This is a genomic window from Variovorax paradoxus (genome assembly GCF_000834655.1).
Lineage (GTDB): Bacteria > Pseudomonadota > Gammaproteobacteria > Burkholderiales > Burkholderiaceae_C > Variovorax > Variovorax paradoxus_F.
In genome coordinates this window covers 84,391-102,270 of sequence record NZ_JXQQ01000047.1, presented here as the reverse complement: position 1 = coordinate 102,270, position 17,880 = coordinate 84,391, and the positions used below count along the sequence as shown (strand labels likewise).

18 protein-coding genes are annotated in these 17,880 nt (G+C 66.5%); 11 read left to right on the top strand and 7 right to left on the bottom strand.

Going from position 1 to position 17,880, the window contains the following annotated elements:
* Positions 1-87: 87 nt before the first annotated feature.
* The 6 genes from urtA to ppk2 all read right to left on the bottom strand — a co-directional run bounded on the left by urtA (position 88) and on the right by ppk2 (position 6,274).
* Positions 88-1,356 carry an urea ABC transporter substrate-binding protein gene (gene urtA, locus RT97_RS20250; protein ID WP_042580613.1) on the bottom strand — a complete coding sequence of 423 codons (1,269 nt, stop codon included), beginning with the start codon at positions 1,354-1,356 and terminating at the stop codon, positions 88-90.
* A gap of 117 nt (positions 1,357-1,473) precedes the next feature.
* Positions 1,474-2,157: a tetratricopeptide repeat protein gene (locus RT97_RS20245; protein WP_042580612.1), complete on the bottom strand. Its 684-nt coding sequence runs from the start codon at positions 2,155-2,157 to the stop codon at positions 1,474-1,476.
* Positions 2,158-2,284: 127 nt separating this feature from the next.
* Positions 2,285-2,614, bottom strand: coding sequence for a nucleotide pyrophosphohydrolase (locus RT97_RS20240; RefSeq protein ID WP_042580611.1), 330 nt, complete (start codon positions 2,612-2,614; stop codon positions 2,285-2,287).
* A 109-nt stretch (positions 2,615-2,723) separates the two neighbouring features.
* Entirely contained in the window at positions 2,724-4,172 is a 1,449-nt protein-coding gene (locus RT97_RS20235; protein ID WP_080898373.1) for an MFS transporter, read from the bottom strand.
* A gap of 88 nt (positions 4,173-4,260) precedes the next feature.
* Entirely contained in the window at positions 4,261-5,304 is a 1,044-nt protein-coding gene (locus tag RT97_RS20230) for an extracellular catalytic domain type 1 short-chain-length polyhydroxyalkanoate depolymerase (RefSeq protein WP_042580609.1), read from the bottom strand.
* Positions 5,305-5,353: 49 nt separating this feature from the next.
* On the bottom strand, positions 5,354-6,274 hold the full coding sequence (gene ppk2 / locus RT97_RS20225) for a polyphosphate kinase 2 (protein WP_042580620.1): 921 nt from the start codon (positions 6,272-6,274) through the stop codon (positions 5,354-5,356).
* Positions 6,275-6,430: 156 nt separating this feature from the next.
* Here ppk2 and RT97_RS20220 point away from each other — a divergent pair, with 156 nt between their 5' ends.
* The 8 genes from RT97_RS20220 (at position 6,431) to RT97_RS20185 (ending at position 14,455) form a co-directional block, all read left to right on the top strand.
* Positions 6,431-8,065, top strand: coding sequence for an inorganic phosphate transporter (locus RT97_RS20220; RefSeq protein WP_042580608.1), 1,635 nt, complete (start codon positions 6,431-6,433; stop codon positions 8,063-8,065).
* 23 nt (positions 8,066-8,088) lie between these two features.
* Positions 8,089-9,135 carry a transporter gene (locus RT97_RS20215; protein ID WP_042580607.1) on the top strand — a complete coding sequence of 349 codons (1,047 nt, stop codon included), beginning with the start codon at positions 8,089-8,091 and terminating at the stop codon, positions 9,133-9,135.
* 98 nt (positions 9,136-9,233) lie between these two features.
* Positions 9,234-10,091, top strand: a complete 858-nt coding sequence (locus tag RT97_RS20210) for a 3',5'-nucleoside bisphosphate phosphatase (RefSeq protein WP_042580606.1) — start codon at positions 9,234-9,236, stop codon at positions 10,089-10,091.
* Positions 10,088-11,065: a DMT family transporter gene (locus tag RT97_RS20205; RefSeq protein WP_042580605.1), complete on the top strand. Its 978-nt coding sequence runs from the start codon at positions 10,088-10,090 to the stop codon at positions 11,063-11,065. The genes RT97_RS20210 and RT97_RS20205 overlap by 4 nt, the downstream gene beginning before the upstream one ends.
* A gap of 15 nt (positions 11,066-11,080) precedes the next feature.
* Complete coding sequence (locus tag RT97_RS20200; RefSeq protein WP_042580604.1) at positions 11,081-11,716, top strand: L-threonylcarbamoyladenylate synthase; 636 nt, start codon at positions 11,081-11,083, stop codon at positions 11,714-11,716.
* 47 nt (positions 11,717-11,763) lie between these two features.
* Complete coding sequence (locus tag RT97_RS20195) at positions 11,764-12,435, top strand: site-2 protease family protein (protein ID WP_042580603.1); 672 nt, start codon at positions 11,764-11,766, stop codon at positions 12,433-12,435.
* Positions 12,436-12,448: 13 nt separating this feature from the next.
* Positions 12,449-13,780 (top strand): tryptophan--tRNA ligase, encoded by a 1,332-nt coding sequence (locus RT97_RS20190; RefSeq protein WP_042580602.1) that lies wholly within the window; start codon positions 12,449-12,451, stop codon positions 13,778-13,780.
* A 75-nt stretch (positions 13,781-13,855) separates the two neighbouring features.
* The gene (locus tag RT97_RS20185; protein ID WP_042580601.1) at positions 13,856-14,455 is read left to right on the top strand and encodes a LuxR C-terminal-related transcriptional regulator; all 600 of its coding nucleotides are present in this window, start codon (positions 13,856-13,858) and stop codon (positions 14,453-14,455) included.
* 139 nt (positions 14,456-14,594) lie between these two features.
* Here the strand turns inward: RT97_RS20185 and shkS are convergent, their stop codons facing one another.
* On the bottom strand, positions 14,595-16,010 hold the full coding sequence (gene shkS, locus RT97_RS20180; RefSeq protein ID WP_042580600.1) for a surface-behavior sensor histidine kinase ShkS: 1,416 nt from the start codon (positions 16,008-16,010) through the stop codon (positions 14,595-14,597).
* 143 nt (positions 16,011-16,153) lie between these two features.
* Between shkS and RT97_RS20175 the strand changes: the two genes are divergently transcribed.
* The 3 genes from RT97_RS20175 to RT97_RS20165 all read left to right on the top strand — a co-directional run bounded on the left by RT97_RS20175 (position 16,154) and on the right by RT97_RS20165 (position 17,870).
* Positions 16,154-16,474, top strand: a complete 321-nt coding sequence (locus RT97_RS20175; protein ID WP_437184103.1) for a hypothetical protein — start codon at positions 16,154-16,156, stop codon at positions 16,472-16,474.
* On the top strand, positions 16,468-16,869 hold the full coding sequence (locus RT97_RS20170) for a phage holin family protein (protein WP_042580598.1): 402 nt from the start codon (positions 16,468-16,470) through the stop codon (positions 16,867-16,869). Before RT97_RS20175 ends, RT97_RS20170 begins: the two co-directional genes overlap by 7 nt.
* A gap of 203 nt (positions 16,870-17,072) precedes the next feature.
* Positions 17,073-17,870: a response regulator transcription factor gene (locus tag RT97_RS20165; protein ID WP_080898372.1), complete on the top strand. Its 798-nt coding sequence runs from the start codon at positions 17,073-17,075 to the stop codon at positions 17,868-17,870.
* Positions 17,871-17,880 lie beyond the last annotated feature (10 nt).

Genomic DNA, 17,880 nt, shown 5'->3' with positions numbered 1-17,880 from the left:
CGCGGCGCTCGGACAAGCGCAGTGCTCGAATCGACCGCCGTCAGCCCCCACCCCTGCCCTCCCCCAGCGGGGGAGGGAGAAACACACTTACATCGACTTGCCAGCAGGCTGATCCGGCTTCTTGTCGTTGCCTTCGATGTACGGGCTCCAAGGCTTCGCCTTCACCGGACCCGGCGTCTTCCACACCACGCTGAACTGCCCGTCGGCCTTGATCTCGCCGATGAACACGCTCTTGTGCAGGTGATGGTTCTTCTCGTCCATCTTCGAGACGATGCCCGACGGTGCCGTGAAGGTCTGGCCGGCCATCGCTGCGATCACCTTGTCGGTGTCGGTCGACTTGGCCTTCTCGACCGCCTGCTTCCACATGTGGATGCCGATCCAGGTGGCTTCCATCGGGTCGTTGGTGAGCGGCTTGTCCTTGTGGCCGGCGATGTTCTTGGCCTTGGCGTAGTCGCTCCACTGCTTGATGAACGCGGTGTTGGTCGGGTTCTTGATCGACATGAAGTAGTTCCATGCCGCGAGGTGGCCCACCAGCGGCTTGGTGTCCACGCCGCGCAGTTCTTCCTCGCCCACCGAGAAGGCGACGACCGGCACGTCCTTGGCCTTCAGGCCCGCGTTGCCCAGTTCCTTGTAGAAGGGCACGTTGGAGTCGCCGTTGATGGTGGAGACCACCGCCGTCTTGCCGCCGGCCGAGAACTTCTTGATGTCGGCAACGATGGTCTGGTAGTCGCTGTGGCCGAAGGGGGTGTACTTCTCGTCGATGTCGGTGTCCTTCACGCCCTTGCTCTTGAGGTAGGCGCGCAGGATCTTGTTGGTCGTGCGGGGGTAGACGTAGTCGGTGCCCAGCAGCACCCAGCGCTTGGCGCCGCCGCCTTCCTTGCTCATCAGGTAGTCGACCGCCGGAATGGCTTGCTGGTTGGGCGCGGCGCCCGTGTAGAACACGTTCTTGGAGAGCTCTTCGCCTTCGTACTGCACGGGGTAGAACAGCAGGCCGTTCATTTCCTCGACGACGGGCAGCACCGACTTGCGCGACACCGAGGTCCAGCAGCCGAAGATCACCGAGACCTTGTCCTGGCCGAGCAGCTGCTTGGTCTTTTCAGCGAACAGCGGCCAGTTGGAGGCCGGGTCGACCACCACGGGCTCGAGCTGCTTGCCCAGCACGCCGCCCTTCTTGTTGATGTCGTCGATGGCCATCAGCACCGTGTCTTTCAGCACGGTTTCCGAGATGGCCATCGTGCCCGACAGCGAGTGCAGCACGCCGACCTTGATGGTGTCGGCAGCGAATGCGGGCGCAGCAGAAATGCTGGCGAGCGCGACGGCGGCGGTGAGCGCCTTGAGAGTGAAACGACGTTGCATGTGGACTCCTGCTCCGGTGGGGTTGAACCTTGTCGCCAGCACATGGCTGGCGATGGAGAGGAGTCTGCGGAATGCACCAACAAGGGGAAATACGCCGGGTGGCGTACACGGAGGTACTCAGGCGGGCGGGCTGGCGCCGTCGCTTGTCTTCCTGTCCAGCGGCTTGTCGGCGCGGGCGCAGATATCTTCAGGAAACGCTGCTTCCATCCTGTCGCCGTTGGCCGCGGCCCTTTGAACCCAGACGCAGGAACTGGCAAAGTCGTTCTTCAGGTAGTACACGAACGCGATGTTGGAGCGCGCGTTGCGGGCCGTCGCCGAGACCTCGAGTGCCTTGTTCAACTGCAGCAGGCTGGCGTCGAGGCGACTCTCCGATGCAAGGAAATAGCCGTAGTCGACAAAGGCCTCGGCATCGACCCTCCGCTTCGACGTTGCCAACCGGAACAGAGGCTCCACGTCGGATGGCACATCGCCCCGGACAGCGCCCACTAGCGCGAAGCCGTGATACACGTTGCCGTTCTCCGGGTCCAGCAACCACGCCTGGTTGAAGCGCGCCATGGCAGTCGCCATGTCTCTTTTGGCCCAGGCCGTCCAGCCCAACTTGAGCATTTGCCTGGCACCCTCGGCGCGCGAGAGGCCCTGTTTCTCCATCGATGCGATGAAATCGGCATCCGCGCTCTTCATCGCTTCTGTTTTCGCGCGGCCGCCGTACATCGGCAGCTGGTTGGTCGGCAGCGGGTCGGCGGATGCGGCAGCGGCGGTGAGCAGCAACGAGGCTGCGATGGCGATCCAAAGACGTTTCATTCGAGTCTCCCTGTTCGTTCTTGATGAAAGGACGGGGCAGACTAGCGAGCGCCTTGCGGCACAAGCCGTTAATTCAGGAAAGCATCGCCACGCGATACCCGGCGGACACGCCAGGAAGCCCCAGGTCCTAGAGGCCGTGTGTCTTGTCGGCCGGATACTTCTGCGCGTTGACGAGCATCTTGCTTCGGGCCGCATCGATCAGATCGATGCCGAGCTTGTCGGCGAGCTGCAGCAGATAGAGGAACACATCCGCAATCTCGGTGCCGACCTCCGCGCGCTTCTCGGGGCCGAGCGATCGGCTCTGTGCTTCGGTGAGCCACTGGAAATGCTCGAGCAGTTCAGCCGCTTCGACCGAGAGCGCCGAGGCGAGGTTCTTCGGCGAGTGGAACTGCTCCCAGTCTCTTATCTCGGCGAAATCGCGGAGATCCTGAATCAGCCTTTGCAAGTCGGTTGCCATGCGTATCGTTCCTGTAGTGCGGAAACGAGTGTGGCACGCGTCAAGAAGCCCAAATTGGGTATGAACCCACCCAATTTGGGCAAGGTGCGCAGCAGATTGCCGCTTGCCTCTACGAGTCGGCCTTGCCCGCACCTCGCCGATGCAACACAGCCACCACCAGCGCCGACACCATCAGGTACACCAGCGCCAAACCGAACGCGCTGGCATAGCCGGCCGCATCCGGCGCAAGGCCCAGCCGTCCGTAGAAGAGGATGCCGATCAGCGCCACGCCCAGCGCGTTGCTCGCCTGCTGCACCATCGACAGCACGCCCGACGCCACGCCCGCATGCTGCGGCGGCAGCCCGGCCAGCACGGTGGACACAAGCGGCGCCATCACCATGCCGAGCCCCGCGCCCTGGACCAGCAGCAACGGCACCATCCATGCGACCACATGCGCGTGGCTGGGCCATCCGGCAACGTTGACGAACTGCAGCGCATGCCCTGCCGCCAGCACGAGGGCGCCGAGCGCAATGGGCGGCTTGCCGCCAAAGCGGCGTGCCAGGCGCGCGCCGGCCATCGATGTTGCGAAGAAGCCGAGCGCCAATGACGTGAAGACGATGCCGGAGGTCAGCGGGTCCAGCGCGAGGCCCTGCTGCAGGTAGAGCGCCAGCACGAAGTACAGCGACGCGTTGCCCACGTAGAAGGCCAGCGTGGTGAAGAGCCCCATGACGAAGCGGCGGTTCGCGAGCAGCGCGGGTGCCACCAGCGGCGCGCCGCCGCGTGCGGCGAGCCGGCGCTGCTGGAACCCGAACGCGGCCAAAAGCGGCAGCGCGCACGCGAGGCACAGCCAGCTCCACAGGGGCCAGCCCTGCTCGCGCCCTTCCACGAGCGGCAGCACCACCGCGACGGAGCCGGCCGCCACCAGCAGCATGCCGGCCAGGTCGAGCCTGCTCGTGCTGCTGTTCCTGAGCGGAGGAATGACACGCGGCGCCAGCGCCAGGGCAAGGAGGCCGATGGGCACGTTGATGAGGAAGCAGCTGCGCCAGCCGAGTCCGGCCAGGTCGGCATGGATCAGCACCCCGCCTGCCAGCTGGCCCAGCGTGGCACCGAGCCCCAGCGTGAGCCCGTAGGCCGCGAAGGCACGCGCACGGTCTTCGCCGGTGTAGGCCAGGCCGATCATCGCCAGCACCTGCGGTTGCAGCAACGCACCGGCAAGCCCCTGCAGCACGCGGGCGGCCACCAGCAACTCGGCATTCGGCGCGACACCGCAGGCGGCCGAGGCCAGGGTGAACAGCAGCAGGCCGAGCATGAACATGCGGCGGCGGCCGAAGAGATCGCCGAGCCGCCCGCCGGTGATCAGGCCTGCCGCGGTGGCCAGGCCGTAGCCGGCCACCACCAGCTGCAAGGTCGCGGTGCTCGCGAGCAGCTCGCGCTGCATCGAGGGCAACGCGACGTTGACGATGAAGAAGTCCAGCACCACCAGGAAGGTGCCGCTGAGCATGACGCACAGTCCCAGCGGGCCGGGACGCGCGATGGAAGAAGACGGTGCTGCAGCGGCAGCGAGGCAGGACGAGGACATGGTGCGCGCCAGTGTTCACCCCGGCCCGCGGTGCGGCAATGACCTCGGAGGTCATTGCCGCCTGGTCATCGATGGCCGTCGCTCGAAGTCAGGCCTTGGCCGCGTGCCTGAACTGCGTGGTCGCAAACGCCCACGTCATGCGCGTGGCATCGGGCCCGGCCGCATCGCTGAACAGCAGCCTGGACGCGCCACCGCTCCACGCATGCCCCAGCCCCGCGATCTCGCAGAGCGACACCACCGTGCGGCCCTTGCGCTTGAAGTCGGTCACGCGCATCGGACGGCGCTTGCCGCGCTGCACGTCGCGCGGCAACCCGGGCCGCGCGCCCATGGCCGTGCCCCACACGGCGGCGCTGTTGACGGCATTGCTGGGCGCGACCACGGCATCGGCATCGCCGTGCAGCACGAGCATCGGCGGCAGGGTCGCGAAGACCGCCGCGGCGCCCATTGCCTTGCCGACGGCGGTGACGGGCATCGGCGGCACGTTCTGGCCGCGCATCGCGCCGAGCGCGGTGGCCGACGATTTGGCGGCGCCGGGCGCCACCCCCGAATGCATGACGACGGCACGAAAGCGCTGCGGGTAGCGCGTGGCCACCAGCGCCGCCATGCTGGCGCCTGCCGAGAGGCCGGCCAGAGCGATGCGATCGCGGTCCACCGGGTAGAGCACGCAGGCCTGGTCGACCGCGGCCATCAGCGTCGCGGCTTCGGCGTCGGCCTTGCCGGAGCGGCGCTCGTACCAGTTCCAGCAGCCTTGGGGGTGTGCCAGCCGGTCCTGCTCGGGGTAGAGCACCAGGAAGCGCTGGCGCGCGGCCAGCGCGTTCATGCGCGTGCTGGCCGCGAAGTCGCGCCCGGTCTGCCCGCAGCCGTGCAGCATGACCATGAGCGGCAGCTTCTCGCCGGGTTTGAGTTGCAGGCCCGCCGGGCGGAACAGGTGATAGCCCCGCGCCCCGCCCGCACCGATCGCCATGCCGCTGAGCCAATCGCCCTTGCCGGGCGGCGGCTTCAGGCGCTTGGCGGTCGCGCGCTGCACCTGGCCCGCCACGCGCTTGCTGTTGCTCAGCGTGATCTTGGTCAACGCCTTCAGGTTGCGCTCGTAAGCGCGGGCGAAGACGGAAGCGGTGGAGCGGCGGGCCATGGCGCAGTGTGAAGGCAAAGCGCCGGGCGGCCAAACGACCGCAAAGCCCTCAATAGATCTCGGGGACGATCATGTTGGCCGGCACCGGCTGGCGCAGGTAATCGTCGTGCCGCACGCGCGCCGGCAGTTCGACCGGCGGATGCGCCACTTCCTGGTAGGGCAACTGGCCCAGCAGGTGGCTGATGCAGTTCAGGCGCGCTTTCTTCTTGTCGACCGCCTGCACCACCCACCACGGCGCCTCGGGGATGTGGGTGCGCTCCAGCATGATTTCCTTGGCCTTGGTGTATTCCTCCCAGCGACGGCGGCTCTCCAGGTCCATGGGGCTCAGCTTCCACTGCTTGAGCGGATCGTGGATGCGGCCGAGGAAGCGCATGTGCTGCTCGTCGTCGGTGATGGAGAACCAGTACTTGATGAGCTTGATGCCCGAGCGCACGAGCATCTTCTCGAACTCGGGCACGGTGCGGAAGAACTCCTCGTACTCGTCGTCGCTGCAAAAGCCCATCACGCGCTCGACGCCGGCGCGGTTGTACCAGCTGCGGTCGAAGAGCACCATCTCGCCGGCGGCCGGCAGGTGCGCGGCATAGCGCTGGAAATACCACTGCGTGCGTTCGCGGTCGTTGGGCGCCGGCAGCGCGGCCACGCGGGCCACGCGCGGGTTCAGGCGCTGGGTGATCCGCTTGATGACGCCGCCCTTGCCCGCCGCGTCGCGGCCTTCGAACAGGATGACGACCTTCTGCTTGCTGTGCTGCACCCAGTCCTGCAGCTTGACCAGTTCGCCCTGCAGGCGGAACAGCTCCTTGAAATAGGCCTGGCGCGCCGCCTTGTCGGTCACCGCGGAGGCCGACGGGTCCAGGCCGTCGATGTTGCGGTCTTCGATCTCCAGCTCGAGTTCTTCGTCGTAGCTGTCGATCAGGTCGCGGGCGATGCGTTGCATCAGGTCTTCGTGGTCTGGAAGTGCGCTCGTCGGCATGGTGATCAAAGGACGGAGTGGGGGAAGAAAAAAGCATGCTGCACGCCTCACATGACTGCGGCGTGACGGTTTGGCGGCGGCTTTTCGTAGGCCGACACGCCGTTGTCACATGGCGCGAACACCATGTGCAGCCACTCCAACACCTAGAAAACGCCCATGAACACGCTTGCCGCACCGAATACGGAGATGCCGGCCGCGCCCTCTGCGGCGCACCGGCCCAAGCTGGACGCCAAGCCCGGTCCGGTCACGCTGATCACCTTCGTAGGCCTCTTGGCCGCGGGGCTGCTCTTCACGGCATGGAGCCTGGTGGGCGACGTCACGGCCTCGGGCGCGCCCATGACGACCTGGGTGCCCTACATCCTCCTGGGCGTGGCGCTTTTGATCGCGCTGGGGTTCGAGTTCGTCAACGGCTTCCACGACACGGCCAATGCGGTGGCCACGGTGATCTACACGCACTCGCTGCCGCCCAACTTCGCGGTCGTGTGGTCGGGCTTCTTCAATTTCCTGGGCGTGCTGGTGTCCAGCGGCGCGGTGGCCTTCGGCATCATCGCGCTCCTGCCAGTGGAGCTGATCCTGCAGGTGGGCTCGGGCGCGGGCTTCGCGATGGTGTTCGCGCTCCTGATCGCCGCGATCATCTGGAACCTGGGCACCTGGTGGCTGGGGCTGCCGGCGTCTTCGTCGCACACGCTCATCGGCTCGATCATCGGCGTGGGCGTTGCCAACGCGCTGATGCATGGGCGCGACGGCACCAGCGGCGTCGACTGGGCGCAGGCCACCAAGGTGGGCTATTCGCTGCTGCTCTCCCCGATGGTGGGCTTCGGCTGCGCCGCGCTGCTGCTGCTCGCATTGCGCGCCTTCGTGAAGAACCGCGCGCTGTATGAAGAGCCCAAGGGCAGCGAGCCGCCGCCGTGGTGGATTCGCGGCCTGCTGATCCTGACCTGCACCGGCGTGTCGTTCGCGCACGGCTCCAATGACGGGCAGAAGGGCATGGGGCTGATCATGCTGATCCTGGTCGGCACGGTGCCGATGGCCTATGCGCTGAACCGCGCGATGCCCGCCAACGAGACGGTGAAGTTCGTCGCCGTGGCCGAGATGGCGCAGAACGCGCTCAACCGCAACGTGCCGACCTCGCTGCCCGCGCTGCCGCCCGCCGCGGCGCGCGACACGCTATCCACCTATGTGCGCACCCGCGAGTTCGACGACAAGGTCGTGCCCGCACTGGCGGCGACCGCCGGCAGCATCGGCCAGCAGGTGCGCCAGCACGGCTCGCTCGCCGCGGTGCCGGCCGAGGCCGTCGCCAACGTGCGCAACGACATGTACCTGGCCTCCGAAGCCATCCGCCACCTCGACAAGAGCGGCGCTGCCAAGTTCGACGACGAGACCAAGCTGCGGGTCAACGCCTTCCGCCAGGAACTGGACGATGCGACGCGCTTCATTCCGCTGTGGGTCAAGATCGCGGTGGCCATCGCGCTCGGCCTCGGCACGATGATCGGCTGGAAGCGCATCGTGGTCACCGTGGGCGAGAAGATCGGCAAGACGCACCTGAGCTACGCACAGGGCGCATCGGCCGAAGTGGTGGCCATGCTCACCATCGGCGCGGCCGACATGTATGGCCTGCCGGTCTCGACCACGCACGTGCTCTCCTCCGGCGTGGCCGGCACCATGACGGCCAGCGGCTCGGGCCTGCAGATGTCCACGCTGCGCAACCTGGCTCTCGCCTGGGTGCTGACGCTGCCGGTGGCCATGCTGCTGTCGGGCTCGCTCTACTGGCTCTTCACCCGTCTTTTCTGACACGTCTTTTCTGATCACGCACCTTGTCGGCATTCCATGACCTCGCCGCCCGGTCCTATGGCGGCGACGAAGCCGGGCTGATCTGCGGCTACCTCTTCGACGCCGCGGCGCTCGAGCCCGCGCGCGCCATCGATTCGGCGCAGGCGGCGGCATGGCTCGGCGCGCAGCCCGAAGACACAGTTGTCGATGACGGCAACCGCGCCTACGTGTGGCTGCACTTCAACTTGAGCCACGCGCAGGCCGAGCGCTGGCTCCTGCGGCACGCGAAGCTCTCCGACACCTTCTACGAGACGCTGCACGACGGGCTGCCCTCCACGCGCATCGAGCGTGCCGACGACTCGCTGATCGCGGTCATCAACGACGTGCACTTCGAGTTCAGCTTCGAGCCTTCGGACATCTCCACGCTGTGGATCAGCGTCGGCCCGCGCCTGGTGGTCACGGCGCGCGCGAAGCCGCTGCGCTCGGTCGACGCGCTGCGCACGGCGGTGAAGGCGGGCGATGCGCCGCGCTCGAGCACCGAACTGCTCGAGCACCTGCTGCGCGCGCAGGCCGACGTGCTGGTGAAGATCGTGCGCGGCGTCACCACGCGCATCGACCGCATCGAAGACGAGCTGCTCGCCGGCCGGCTCGACCACAAGCGCGCGCGTCTCGGTGTGCTGCGGCGCCTGCTGGTGCGGCTGCAGCGGCTGCTGGCGCCCGAACCCGCCGCGCTGTTCCGCCTCTTGCAGGGCCCGCCCTCGTGGATGTCGGAGCCCGATGCGCAGGAGCTGCGCGGCTCGACCGAGGAGTTTTCGGTGGTGCTGCGCGATATGCAGGCGCTGCAGGAGCGCATCAAGCTGCTGCAGGAAGAGATCGCCGCCAACGTCAACGAGGACAACAACCGCAGCCTCTTCGTGCTGACGGTGGTGACGGTGCTGGCGCTGCCGATCAACATCCTGGCGGGCCTGTTCGGCATGAACGTGGGTGGCATTCCGCTCGCCGAGCACAAGCACGGGTTCTGGATCGTGGTGGCGATCGTGGCGAGCTTCACGGCGGTGGCCGCATGGGCCGCATTCCGCAAGAAGCGCTGAGCCCGCATCCCGTGTCACGTTAATGCTATTTATTTAGTAGCGTCTTACATAGCATCCATGCGCCCGCATCGGCGTTCCAGACCCCCTAGAATGGCGGGGTGTCCTCCATCCTCAATGCCGATCTTCACTGCCACTCCGTGGTCTCCGACGGCACATTGACGCCCGAAGAACTGGCTGCACGCGCAGCCGCCAACGGGGTCGAGCTCTGGGCGCTCACCGATCACGACGAAGTCGGCGGCCAGCACCGCGCAGCGGCTGCAGCGCGCGCGAACGGCATGCGCTACCTCACCGGTACCGAGATCTCGGTGACCTTCGCGAACGAAACCGTGCACATCGTCGGCCTGGGCTTCGACCCCGACGACGCGGCGATGACGCAGGGCCTCTACGACACGCGCGGCGGCCGCGGAAAGCGCGCACAGGAAATGTCCGAAGGGCTGGCCAAGGTCGGCATCCATGGCGCGTACGAAGGCGCGCTCAAATTCGTCGGCAACCCCGAACTCATCTCGCGCACGCACTTCGCGCGCTTCCTGGTCGAGCAGGGGCACTGCCGGGACACGTCCGAGGTGTTCCGCAAGTACCTTACCGAAGGCAAGCCCGGCTACGTGCCGCACCGCTGGGCGTCGCTCAAGGACGCGGTGCACTGGATCACCGCCGCCAAGGGCATGGCCGTGATCGCGCACCCGGGCCGCTACAAGTTCTCGGCCAACGAGGAATACGCGCTGTTCCTCGAATTCAAGGCGCATGGCGGCCAGGCGATCGAGGTCGTCACCGGCAGCCACACCCCGGCCGAATATGTCGAGTACGCCGACAAGGCGCTCGAGTTCGATTTCGCCGCATCCCGCGGCAGCGATTTCCACAGCCCCGACGAGAGCCACTGCGATCTCGGCAAGCTGCCACCGTTGCCTGGCGCGTTGACGCCGGTGTGGGAACTGCTCGGCCATCGCATCCAGCAGTGAGCCAGAGCCCCGGGCCCGGCATCGACAGCGCGGCCAGCGCTGCGCTGTCGAATGCACGCGCCGCGCAGCTGATGAGCCGCAGCAAGGAATCCGAACGCATCCTCGCGGGCATCGGCATGGTGATCGTGGCCGTGGCCTGCTTCGCCACGCTCGACACGGCCACCAAGGCATCGACGGCCGGTGTGCCGATCTTGATGGGCGTGTGGTTCCGCTATGCGTTCCAGGCAGTGGCCACCACCGCGGTATTGCTGCCGCTGCGCGGCACGGCGCTGCTGCGCACCCAGCACCCGCGCTACCAGTTGCTGCGCGGCGCGCTGCTCTTGGTGTCGAGCACGCTGGCCTTCCTGAGCCTGCGCTACATGCCGCTGGCCGAGTTCACCTCGATCGTGCTGATCGCGCCGCTGGTGATCACCCTGCTCGCGGCGACCACGCTCAAGGAGTATGTCTCGCCGCTGCGCTGGGCGCTGGTGGCGGGCGGCTTCATCGGCACGCTGGTGATCCTGCGGCCGGGCGGCGATGCGTTCAGCTGGGCGATTCTTCTGCCCATCGGCCTGGTGCTGACCAACGCCTGGTTCCAGGTGCTCACGAGCAAGCTCGCGCAAACCGAGAACCCCCTCACGATGCACTTCTATACCGGCTGGGTCGGCGCACTCATCGCCTCGCTGGCGCTGCCCTTCGTGTGGACCGCCCTGCCCTCGTGGGAGTGGTGGGCGCTGCTGTGCCTCATGGGGTTCATGGGGACGGTGGGCCACTTCATACTGATCCTCGCCTACCAGCGCGCGCCGGCATCCACGCTCACGCCGTACCTCTATGCGCAGATCGCCTTTGCCATGCTGGGCGGCTGGCTCGTTTTTTCCCACGTGCCCGACCGCTATTCGCTCATCGGCATTTCGATGATCGCGGTCTGCGGCGCGGCCGGCGCGTGGCTCACGGTGCGCGAGCGCCGCGTGCCCATCGAACCGGCGGAATCCTGATCAGGAGATAGCTCTATGGCCCAGTACTTCGAAGTCCATCCCGAGAACCCGCAGCAGCGTCTGCTCAAGCAGGCCGCCACGCTGCTCGCGCGCGGCGAGATCGTGGCCGTGCCCACCGACTCCAGCTACGCGCTGGCCTGCCACCTGGACGACAGGGACGCGGTCGACCAACTGCGCCGCATCCGCCAGGTCGACGAGAAGCACCACCTCACGCTGCTGTGCCGCGACCTGAGCGAGCTGGCCAACTACGCGCGCGTCGACAACAAGCAGTACCGCCTGCTGAAGGCCGCCACGCCGGGCCCCTACACCTTCCTGCTCGAAGCCACCAAGGAAGTGCCACGCCGCGTGAGCCATCCGCAGCGCAAGACCATCGGCCTGCGCGTGCCCGACCACAAGGTGCTGCTGGAGCTGCTCGCCCTGCACGGCGCGCCGCTCCTGGCCACGACGCTGATCGCGCCCGGCGAGACCGAGGCGCTGAACGACGCACAAACCATTCGCGAACGCTTCGAAAAGCAGATCGGCGCGGTCATCGACGCCGGCGCCTGCCCTTCGCAGCCGACCACCGTGGTGGACCTCACGCCCATGGGCACAGGCGACGATCCGGTCGTGGTGCGGCAGGGACGCGGGGCGCTCGCCGTGCTCGGTCTGTAGAAAGAAGTTGGAACCGATAACTAATGCTCGTCTGACACAATCGCCCAGTGGATATTTCCAACCTCATACAGACCGTACTGATCTACGCACTGCCCGTGATCTTCGCGATTACCGTGCACGAAGCGGCCCATGGCTATGTGGCGCGCCACTTCGGCGACAACACCGCCGAGTCGATGGGCCGGGTCACCCTCAATCCGATGAAGCACATCGACCCCATCGGGACCATCCTGATGCCGCTGATGCTGTATTTCGCGACTTCGGGCGCGTTTCTCTTCGGCTATGCGAAGCCGGTCCCGGTGAACTTCGGGCGGCTGCGCCATCCCAAGCGCGACATGATCTGGGTGGCGCTGGCGGGCCCGGTGTCGAACTTCATCCAGGCCATCCTCTGGGCCCTCGTGCTGGTGGGGCTGGTCGCGGCCGGCGTCGATGAAACCTTTTTCATCAAGATGGCGCAGGGCGGCATCCTGGTCAACCTCGTGATGTGGGCCTTCAACCTGTTTCCACTGCCCCCGCTCGACGGCGGCCGCGTGCTGGCCGGGCTGCTGCCCAGCGGGGCCGCACAGAATTTCCTCGCTCGCATCGAGCCCTACGGTTTCTTCATCGTGATGGCGCTCGTGCTCGCCGGCATCGTCAGCACCTTCTGGCTGCGCCCGCTGATGGACGTCGGCTACTTCGTCATCAACCTGCTCATCACGCCGCTCAAGGCATTGCTGCTCTAAGTCTGTCCGTCCCATGGCCTCGTCTTCCTCCGCTCCGCTGCGCGTCCTGACCGGGATCACCCCGTCGGGCACGCCCCACCTCGGCAACTACGTCGGCTCGATCCGCCATTCGGTGCGGCAGAGCGTCGCGCCCGGTGTCGAGAGCTTCTTCTTCCTGGCCGACTACCACGCACTCATCAAGGTGCAGGACCCGGCGCTCATCCAGCGCTCCACGCTCGAGATCGCCGCGAGCTGGCTGGCCTGCGGGCTCGACCCGGAACGCGTGACCTTCTACCGCCAGTCGGACATCGCCGCGATCCCCGAGCTCACCTGGTTCCTCACCTGCGTCACCGGCAAGGGCGTGCTCAACCGCGCGCATGCCTACAAGGCGCAGCTGGACAAGAACATTGCCAAGGGCGAGGACCCCGACGCCGACGTGACGGCCGGCCTCTTCATGTACCCGGTGCTGATGGGCGCGGACATCCTGATGTTCAATGCCCACAAGGTGCCCGTGGGCCGCGACCAGGTGCAGCACATCGAGATGGCGCGCGACATGGCGCAGCGCTTCAACCACCAGTACGGCGAGCACTTCACGCTGCCCGAAGCCGAGATCGACGACGCCGTCGCCACCCTGCCCGGCCTCGACGGCCGCAAGATGAGCAAGAGCTACGGCAACACGATCCCGCTGTTCGCGCCTCGCGCGTACCTGCAAAAGCAGATCGCCAGCATCGTGACCGACTCGCGCGCGCCCGGCGAGCCCAAGGAGACGGAGGGCTCCGCGCTCTTCCAGATCTACCAGGCCTTTGCCGACGCCGACGAGACCGAGATGCTGCGCAAGGCGTACGCCGACGGCATCGGTTGGGGCGATGCCAAGCAGCTGCTGTTCGAGCGGATCGAAGTCGAGGTGGCACCGCTGCGAAAGCGCTACGAGGCGCTGATGAGCGACCCGGCCGAGATCGAGCGCATCCTGCTCATCGGCGCGGAGAAGGCCAGCGCCCTGTCGCAGCCCTTCATGACGCGTCTGCGCCACGCGGTGGGCCTGCGCAACCTCGCGGCGGGCCGCGACAAGGGCAGCGCGAAGGCGGCCAAGGTCGCCAAGCCCAGCTTCAAGCAGTACCGCGAGCGCGGCGACGGGCTTTTCTATTTCAAGCTGCTCGATGCGCGCGGCGAAACCCTGCTGCAGAGCCGTGGATTTGCCTCGCCGCAGGAAGCCGGCCGTACCATCGCGCTCTTGCAGGCCGAGCGCGGTGCGGCGCTGGCCACGTTGGCCGCGCAGCTCGAGCCCATCGACACAGAACAATCACGCGCCGTGACTGAGGCGCTGGAGGCATTGGCGGACGCAGCGACCACGACAGATGGAAGTTGAACCGGCAAGGGCCCATCGGCTTATCCGCCGGTGAGCGAGACGAGAGAAGACGGTGCGATCACAAAGGAAGAAAACATGAGCATTTATGTCATCGACGACCACCCCCTGATGCGCGACGCGATCGTGATGGTGCTGCGACGCCTGCGACCGGCCGAGAACATCGTCGAGCTCGAGCGGCTCGACAAGCTCGCAAGCTCCGTGCAGCAGCGTGGCGCGCCCACCCTTTTCTGCCTGGACCTGAAGCTTCCGGACACGAACGGCGTCTCGGGCGTGATCGCGGTCAAGCAGGTCTATCCCAATGTGCCGATCGCCGTGTATTCGGCGGCGCCGGCCGCGGACATGGAAGACGCCTGCATCGAGGCGGGTGCCGACACCTACATCGAGAAGTCCGCCAGCTCCAACGAACTGGCAGCCGCGCTGCGCGGCCTGCTGATGGCGGGCTCGGAAGAAGCCGACGAGCCGCCGCTCGCAAGCAACAGCAAGCTCTCCAAGCGCCAGACGCAGCTGATCGCCATGCTCGACAAGGGCATGAGCAATCGCGACATCGCGACCGACCTGGAAATCAGCGAGCACACGGTGAAGGTTCACCTGTGGCGCCTGTTCCGCCGGCTCGGTGTGAAGAGCCGCACGCAGGCGCTGCACTACGCACGCACCAACGGCTTGCTCTCGGGCTGAACAGGTTCGCCCCCAGGCTGCGCGCACTTCGTGTCGCTTCGCCAACCCCCTACCGGGGGCAACACCTGCGGCCCGGCAGAGCCGGTTCCGCGGTGTTCCTCGAATGGATCCGCGCCTTTGTGCGCGGTTTTTTTTCGGCTCAGCCGCCCGAGGCGCTCACGCGCGCCTGGGCCACGGCTTCGTCGGCGTCGTGCAGCGCCACGCGGAACACGCTGCCGCTGCCCAGCCGCGAACGCACGCTGACCGGGTGCCCCAGCACATGCGAGAGCCGCGCCACGATGGCCAGGCCGAGGCCGAAGCCGTCGGACGTGCCCGCATGGTCGGCCACCTTGTAGAACTCCAGGAACACGTCGCGCAGGTGCTCGGGCGCGATGCCGATGCCCGTGTCCCACACCTCCACGCGCATGCCGTCGCGCGTCTGCCGCGCGGCCAGGAGCACGCCGCCTTCGGTCGTGTACTTGATGGCGTTGGCCAGCAGGTTGCCGATCATGCGGCGCACGCGGATCGGGTCGGTGAGGAAGGAGCCCTCGGTCACGTGCACGCGGAAGTCCAGGCCGCGGCTCTCGGCCACCGGGCGGTATTGCAGCTCGAGGTCGTGCAGCAGCTCGGGCACGTCGACGCGCTCGATGTGCAGGCGCACCTGCCCCGAGTCGATGCGTGCGAGGTCGAACATCGAGTCGAACAACGCATTCACCGCGTGCGTGGCGCGCACGATCTTCGGCGCCAGTTCGAGCACCAGCTCGGGCTCGTTGCGCAGCCAGTCGGCGTACAGCGAAAGCGCCAGCACCGGCTGGCGCATGTCATGCGCGGCGCTGGCCAGGAAACGGTTCTTCATCGCCACCGCCGACACCGCCGCCTGCCGCTGCTGCGTGAGCGACTTGATCAGGATGTGGTTGTGGAACAGCAGCTCCAGGCTGTTGCGCGCCGTCTCGTGGATGTGCCGCCCCGCCCGCAGCAGCAAAAACCAGTGCAGGGTCGGCAGGATCGGCATCAGGTAGCCGTACTGGAAATGCGGCTGGTGCAAGTTCATGGTGACGAGGCGAATCAGCACCGCTCCCAGCATCGTGATGAACAGCGTGTTGACGTAGCGCTTGAGCAGCGGCGGATGCAGCGCGAGCCCGTTGAGCGGAAAGGTGCCCACGCCAGCCACGATCAGCCAGCTCATGAACTGGTTGACCTGGGGCGTGCGCTCGAAGAACAGCAGGATCGACAACCCCCACACTACCGCGCTGGTGCTCCAGATGAAGCCGTAGCGTTCGGTGAACTGCTGTTGCGCCGCGGAACTGCGGCCGGCGTAGCGCACCGCGTAGACGCGCGCACCCCAGGCGCGGCAGGCCGTGGCGATGAAGCCGGCCAGCAGCCATGTGAGCAGTTCCCAGCGAGGCACATAGGCCCAGTTCAGGCCGACCATGGCCGGCATCAGCGCCGCGGACACGATGTAGGAGCCGCGCGCAGAGCGCATCAGGCTGCGGATCAGCTCGCCGCGCACCCACGATTCGGCCTCGTCGGCCGAGGCCGGTACCGGTGTCAAGCTCGCGATCGACGGATTGGCCATATGGCACAGGCCCCTTGTTCTTGTCCGGCAATTGAAGATGGGCCCCATGCTGAGGCACCGAGAGATGGCGATATTAACGGGCGGCCAGCCATTGTTTCTCAAGGTAAACGCAGAAGACCGGTCGACATAATCCGCAGGTATCCGTGAATTCACCGAACAAGAACGAACCCACCCGCATGCTGTCCCATGTTTTTGTCGGCGTGACCTACTTCGAGCGTGACTTCGGTTTCTGCGCCGCGCTCATGGGCGAACCGCACCTGAAGCTCCGGTTTCGCGACGACGCCAAGCCGTGGGCCGGCTGGCGAGGCACTGATATGCCGCGTCCGCTCTTCCTGGTCGGCACGCCGTTCGACGGCCACAGGGCCGCGCTGGCGGACTACCATGGCGCGTACTTCCGCGATCCGGACGGAAGCAAGCTCCGCGTGTGCTGCCACACCTCATCCAACACGCCATCGACATGCTGAACAACCTCACTCCTTTTCTCGTCCACTGGGCCATCACCGGCGTCTCCCTCTGGGTGGCCAGCCACCTGTTTCGCGGACTCAAGTTCGACAGCACCGGCGCGCTGGTCGTTTCGGCGCTGCTGCTCGGGCTGGCCAACGCGGTCGTGAAGCCGCTGCTCATCGTGCTCACGCTGCCGCTGACGCTGTTGACCTTCGGGCTGTTCCTGCTGGTCATCAACGCGCTGATGATCCTGCTGGTGGCCGCGGTCGTGAAGGGCTTCAAGGTCTCGGGCTTCTGGACCGCGCTCTTCGCGAGCATCTTCATCTCGCTCCTGAGCATCGTCATCGGTTCGTTCGTCACCAGCGACGATCCGGCCGAGAAGGTCCAGATGCCGCAGAGTGGCAACTGGCTCTGAAGCCACGCGGCGAAGGCCTGCAAGAGCCTTGGCCGCGCCTGTCGATGGAATCGCGTTTCATACGGTCGCCAACACCCATCAGCTCCCGGCCGCAGAGCGGCTATTGCTCTCTTTTACGCGCCAAAGCATTGCCGAGCCGCATCGCTTCGTCCAAGATGAGCCACGCCTCCGCAAGGAGCAGCGTGTGAAAGCAAGGGGACGGAATGCGCATCGCAATACTCGACAACGAGCGGGATCAGGCGCGACTGGTCAGTCACACCGCAACGAGCCTCGGACACGAGTGTCATGAATACACAGACGAAGCCACGCTGCTCGAGGCGATACGGACGCAGGGTTTCGATCTCTTGATCTTCCACTGGCGCCAATCCGGAATCGACAGCCCGGCGCTGGTGAAAGCGACACGGCACGCCGCCGCCAACCGCCTTCCGATTCTCTTCACGACGCACCGAGCCGACGCCGCGGACATGGCCGTGAGCCTTCATGCCGGCGCCGACGACTTTCTGGTCGCGCCCGTCTCCATCGCCGAACTCGAAGCGCGCATCGGGGGGCTGCTTCGCCGGTCCAACCCCGCGCTGCACGAACCCCAGCTGGTCTTCGGGCCCTACCAGTTCCTTCCGGCCTTGCGCACCGTCAAGGTCCGGGGCCGGCGCGTCGAACTGCGACACCGCGAATACGATCTCGCGCTGTTTCTCTTCCGGAACATCGGGCGCCTGTTGTCGCGCGAGCACCTCTACAAGGAGATCTGGGGCTCAGGCTTCGAAGTGCTCTCGCGCTCGCTCGACACGCACCTGTCCCGCGTGAGGGTAAAGCTCGATCTGCGGCCGTCGAACGGCTTCATGCTGGTGGCGCTGCGCAGCTTCGGCTATCGGCTGGACGTGGTCGATGAAACCGCGCATTCGGAACCGACATCGGCGTCAGACACCGCAGCTGGGCAACCGCGAGCTTTCAACCGGACGCGTGCCGCCCGCATGCCGGACATCGTTGCCGGGCCTGCGCCTTGACAACACGACC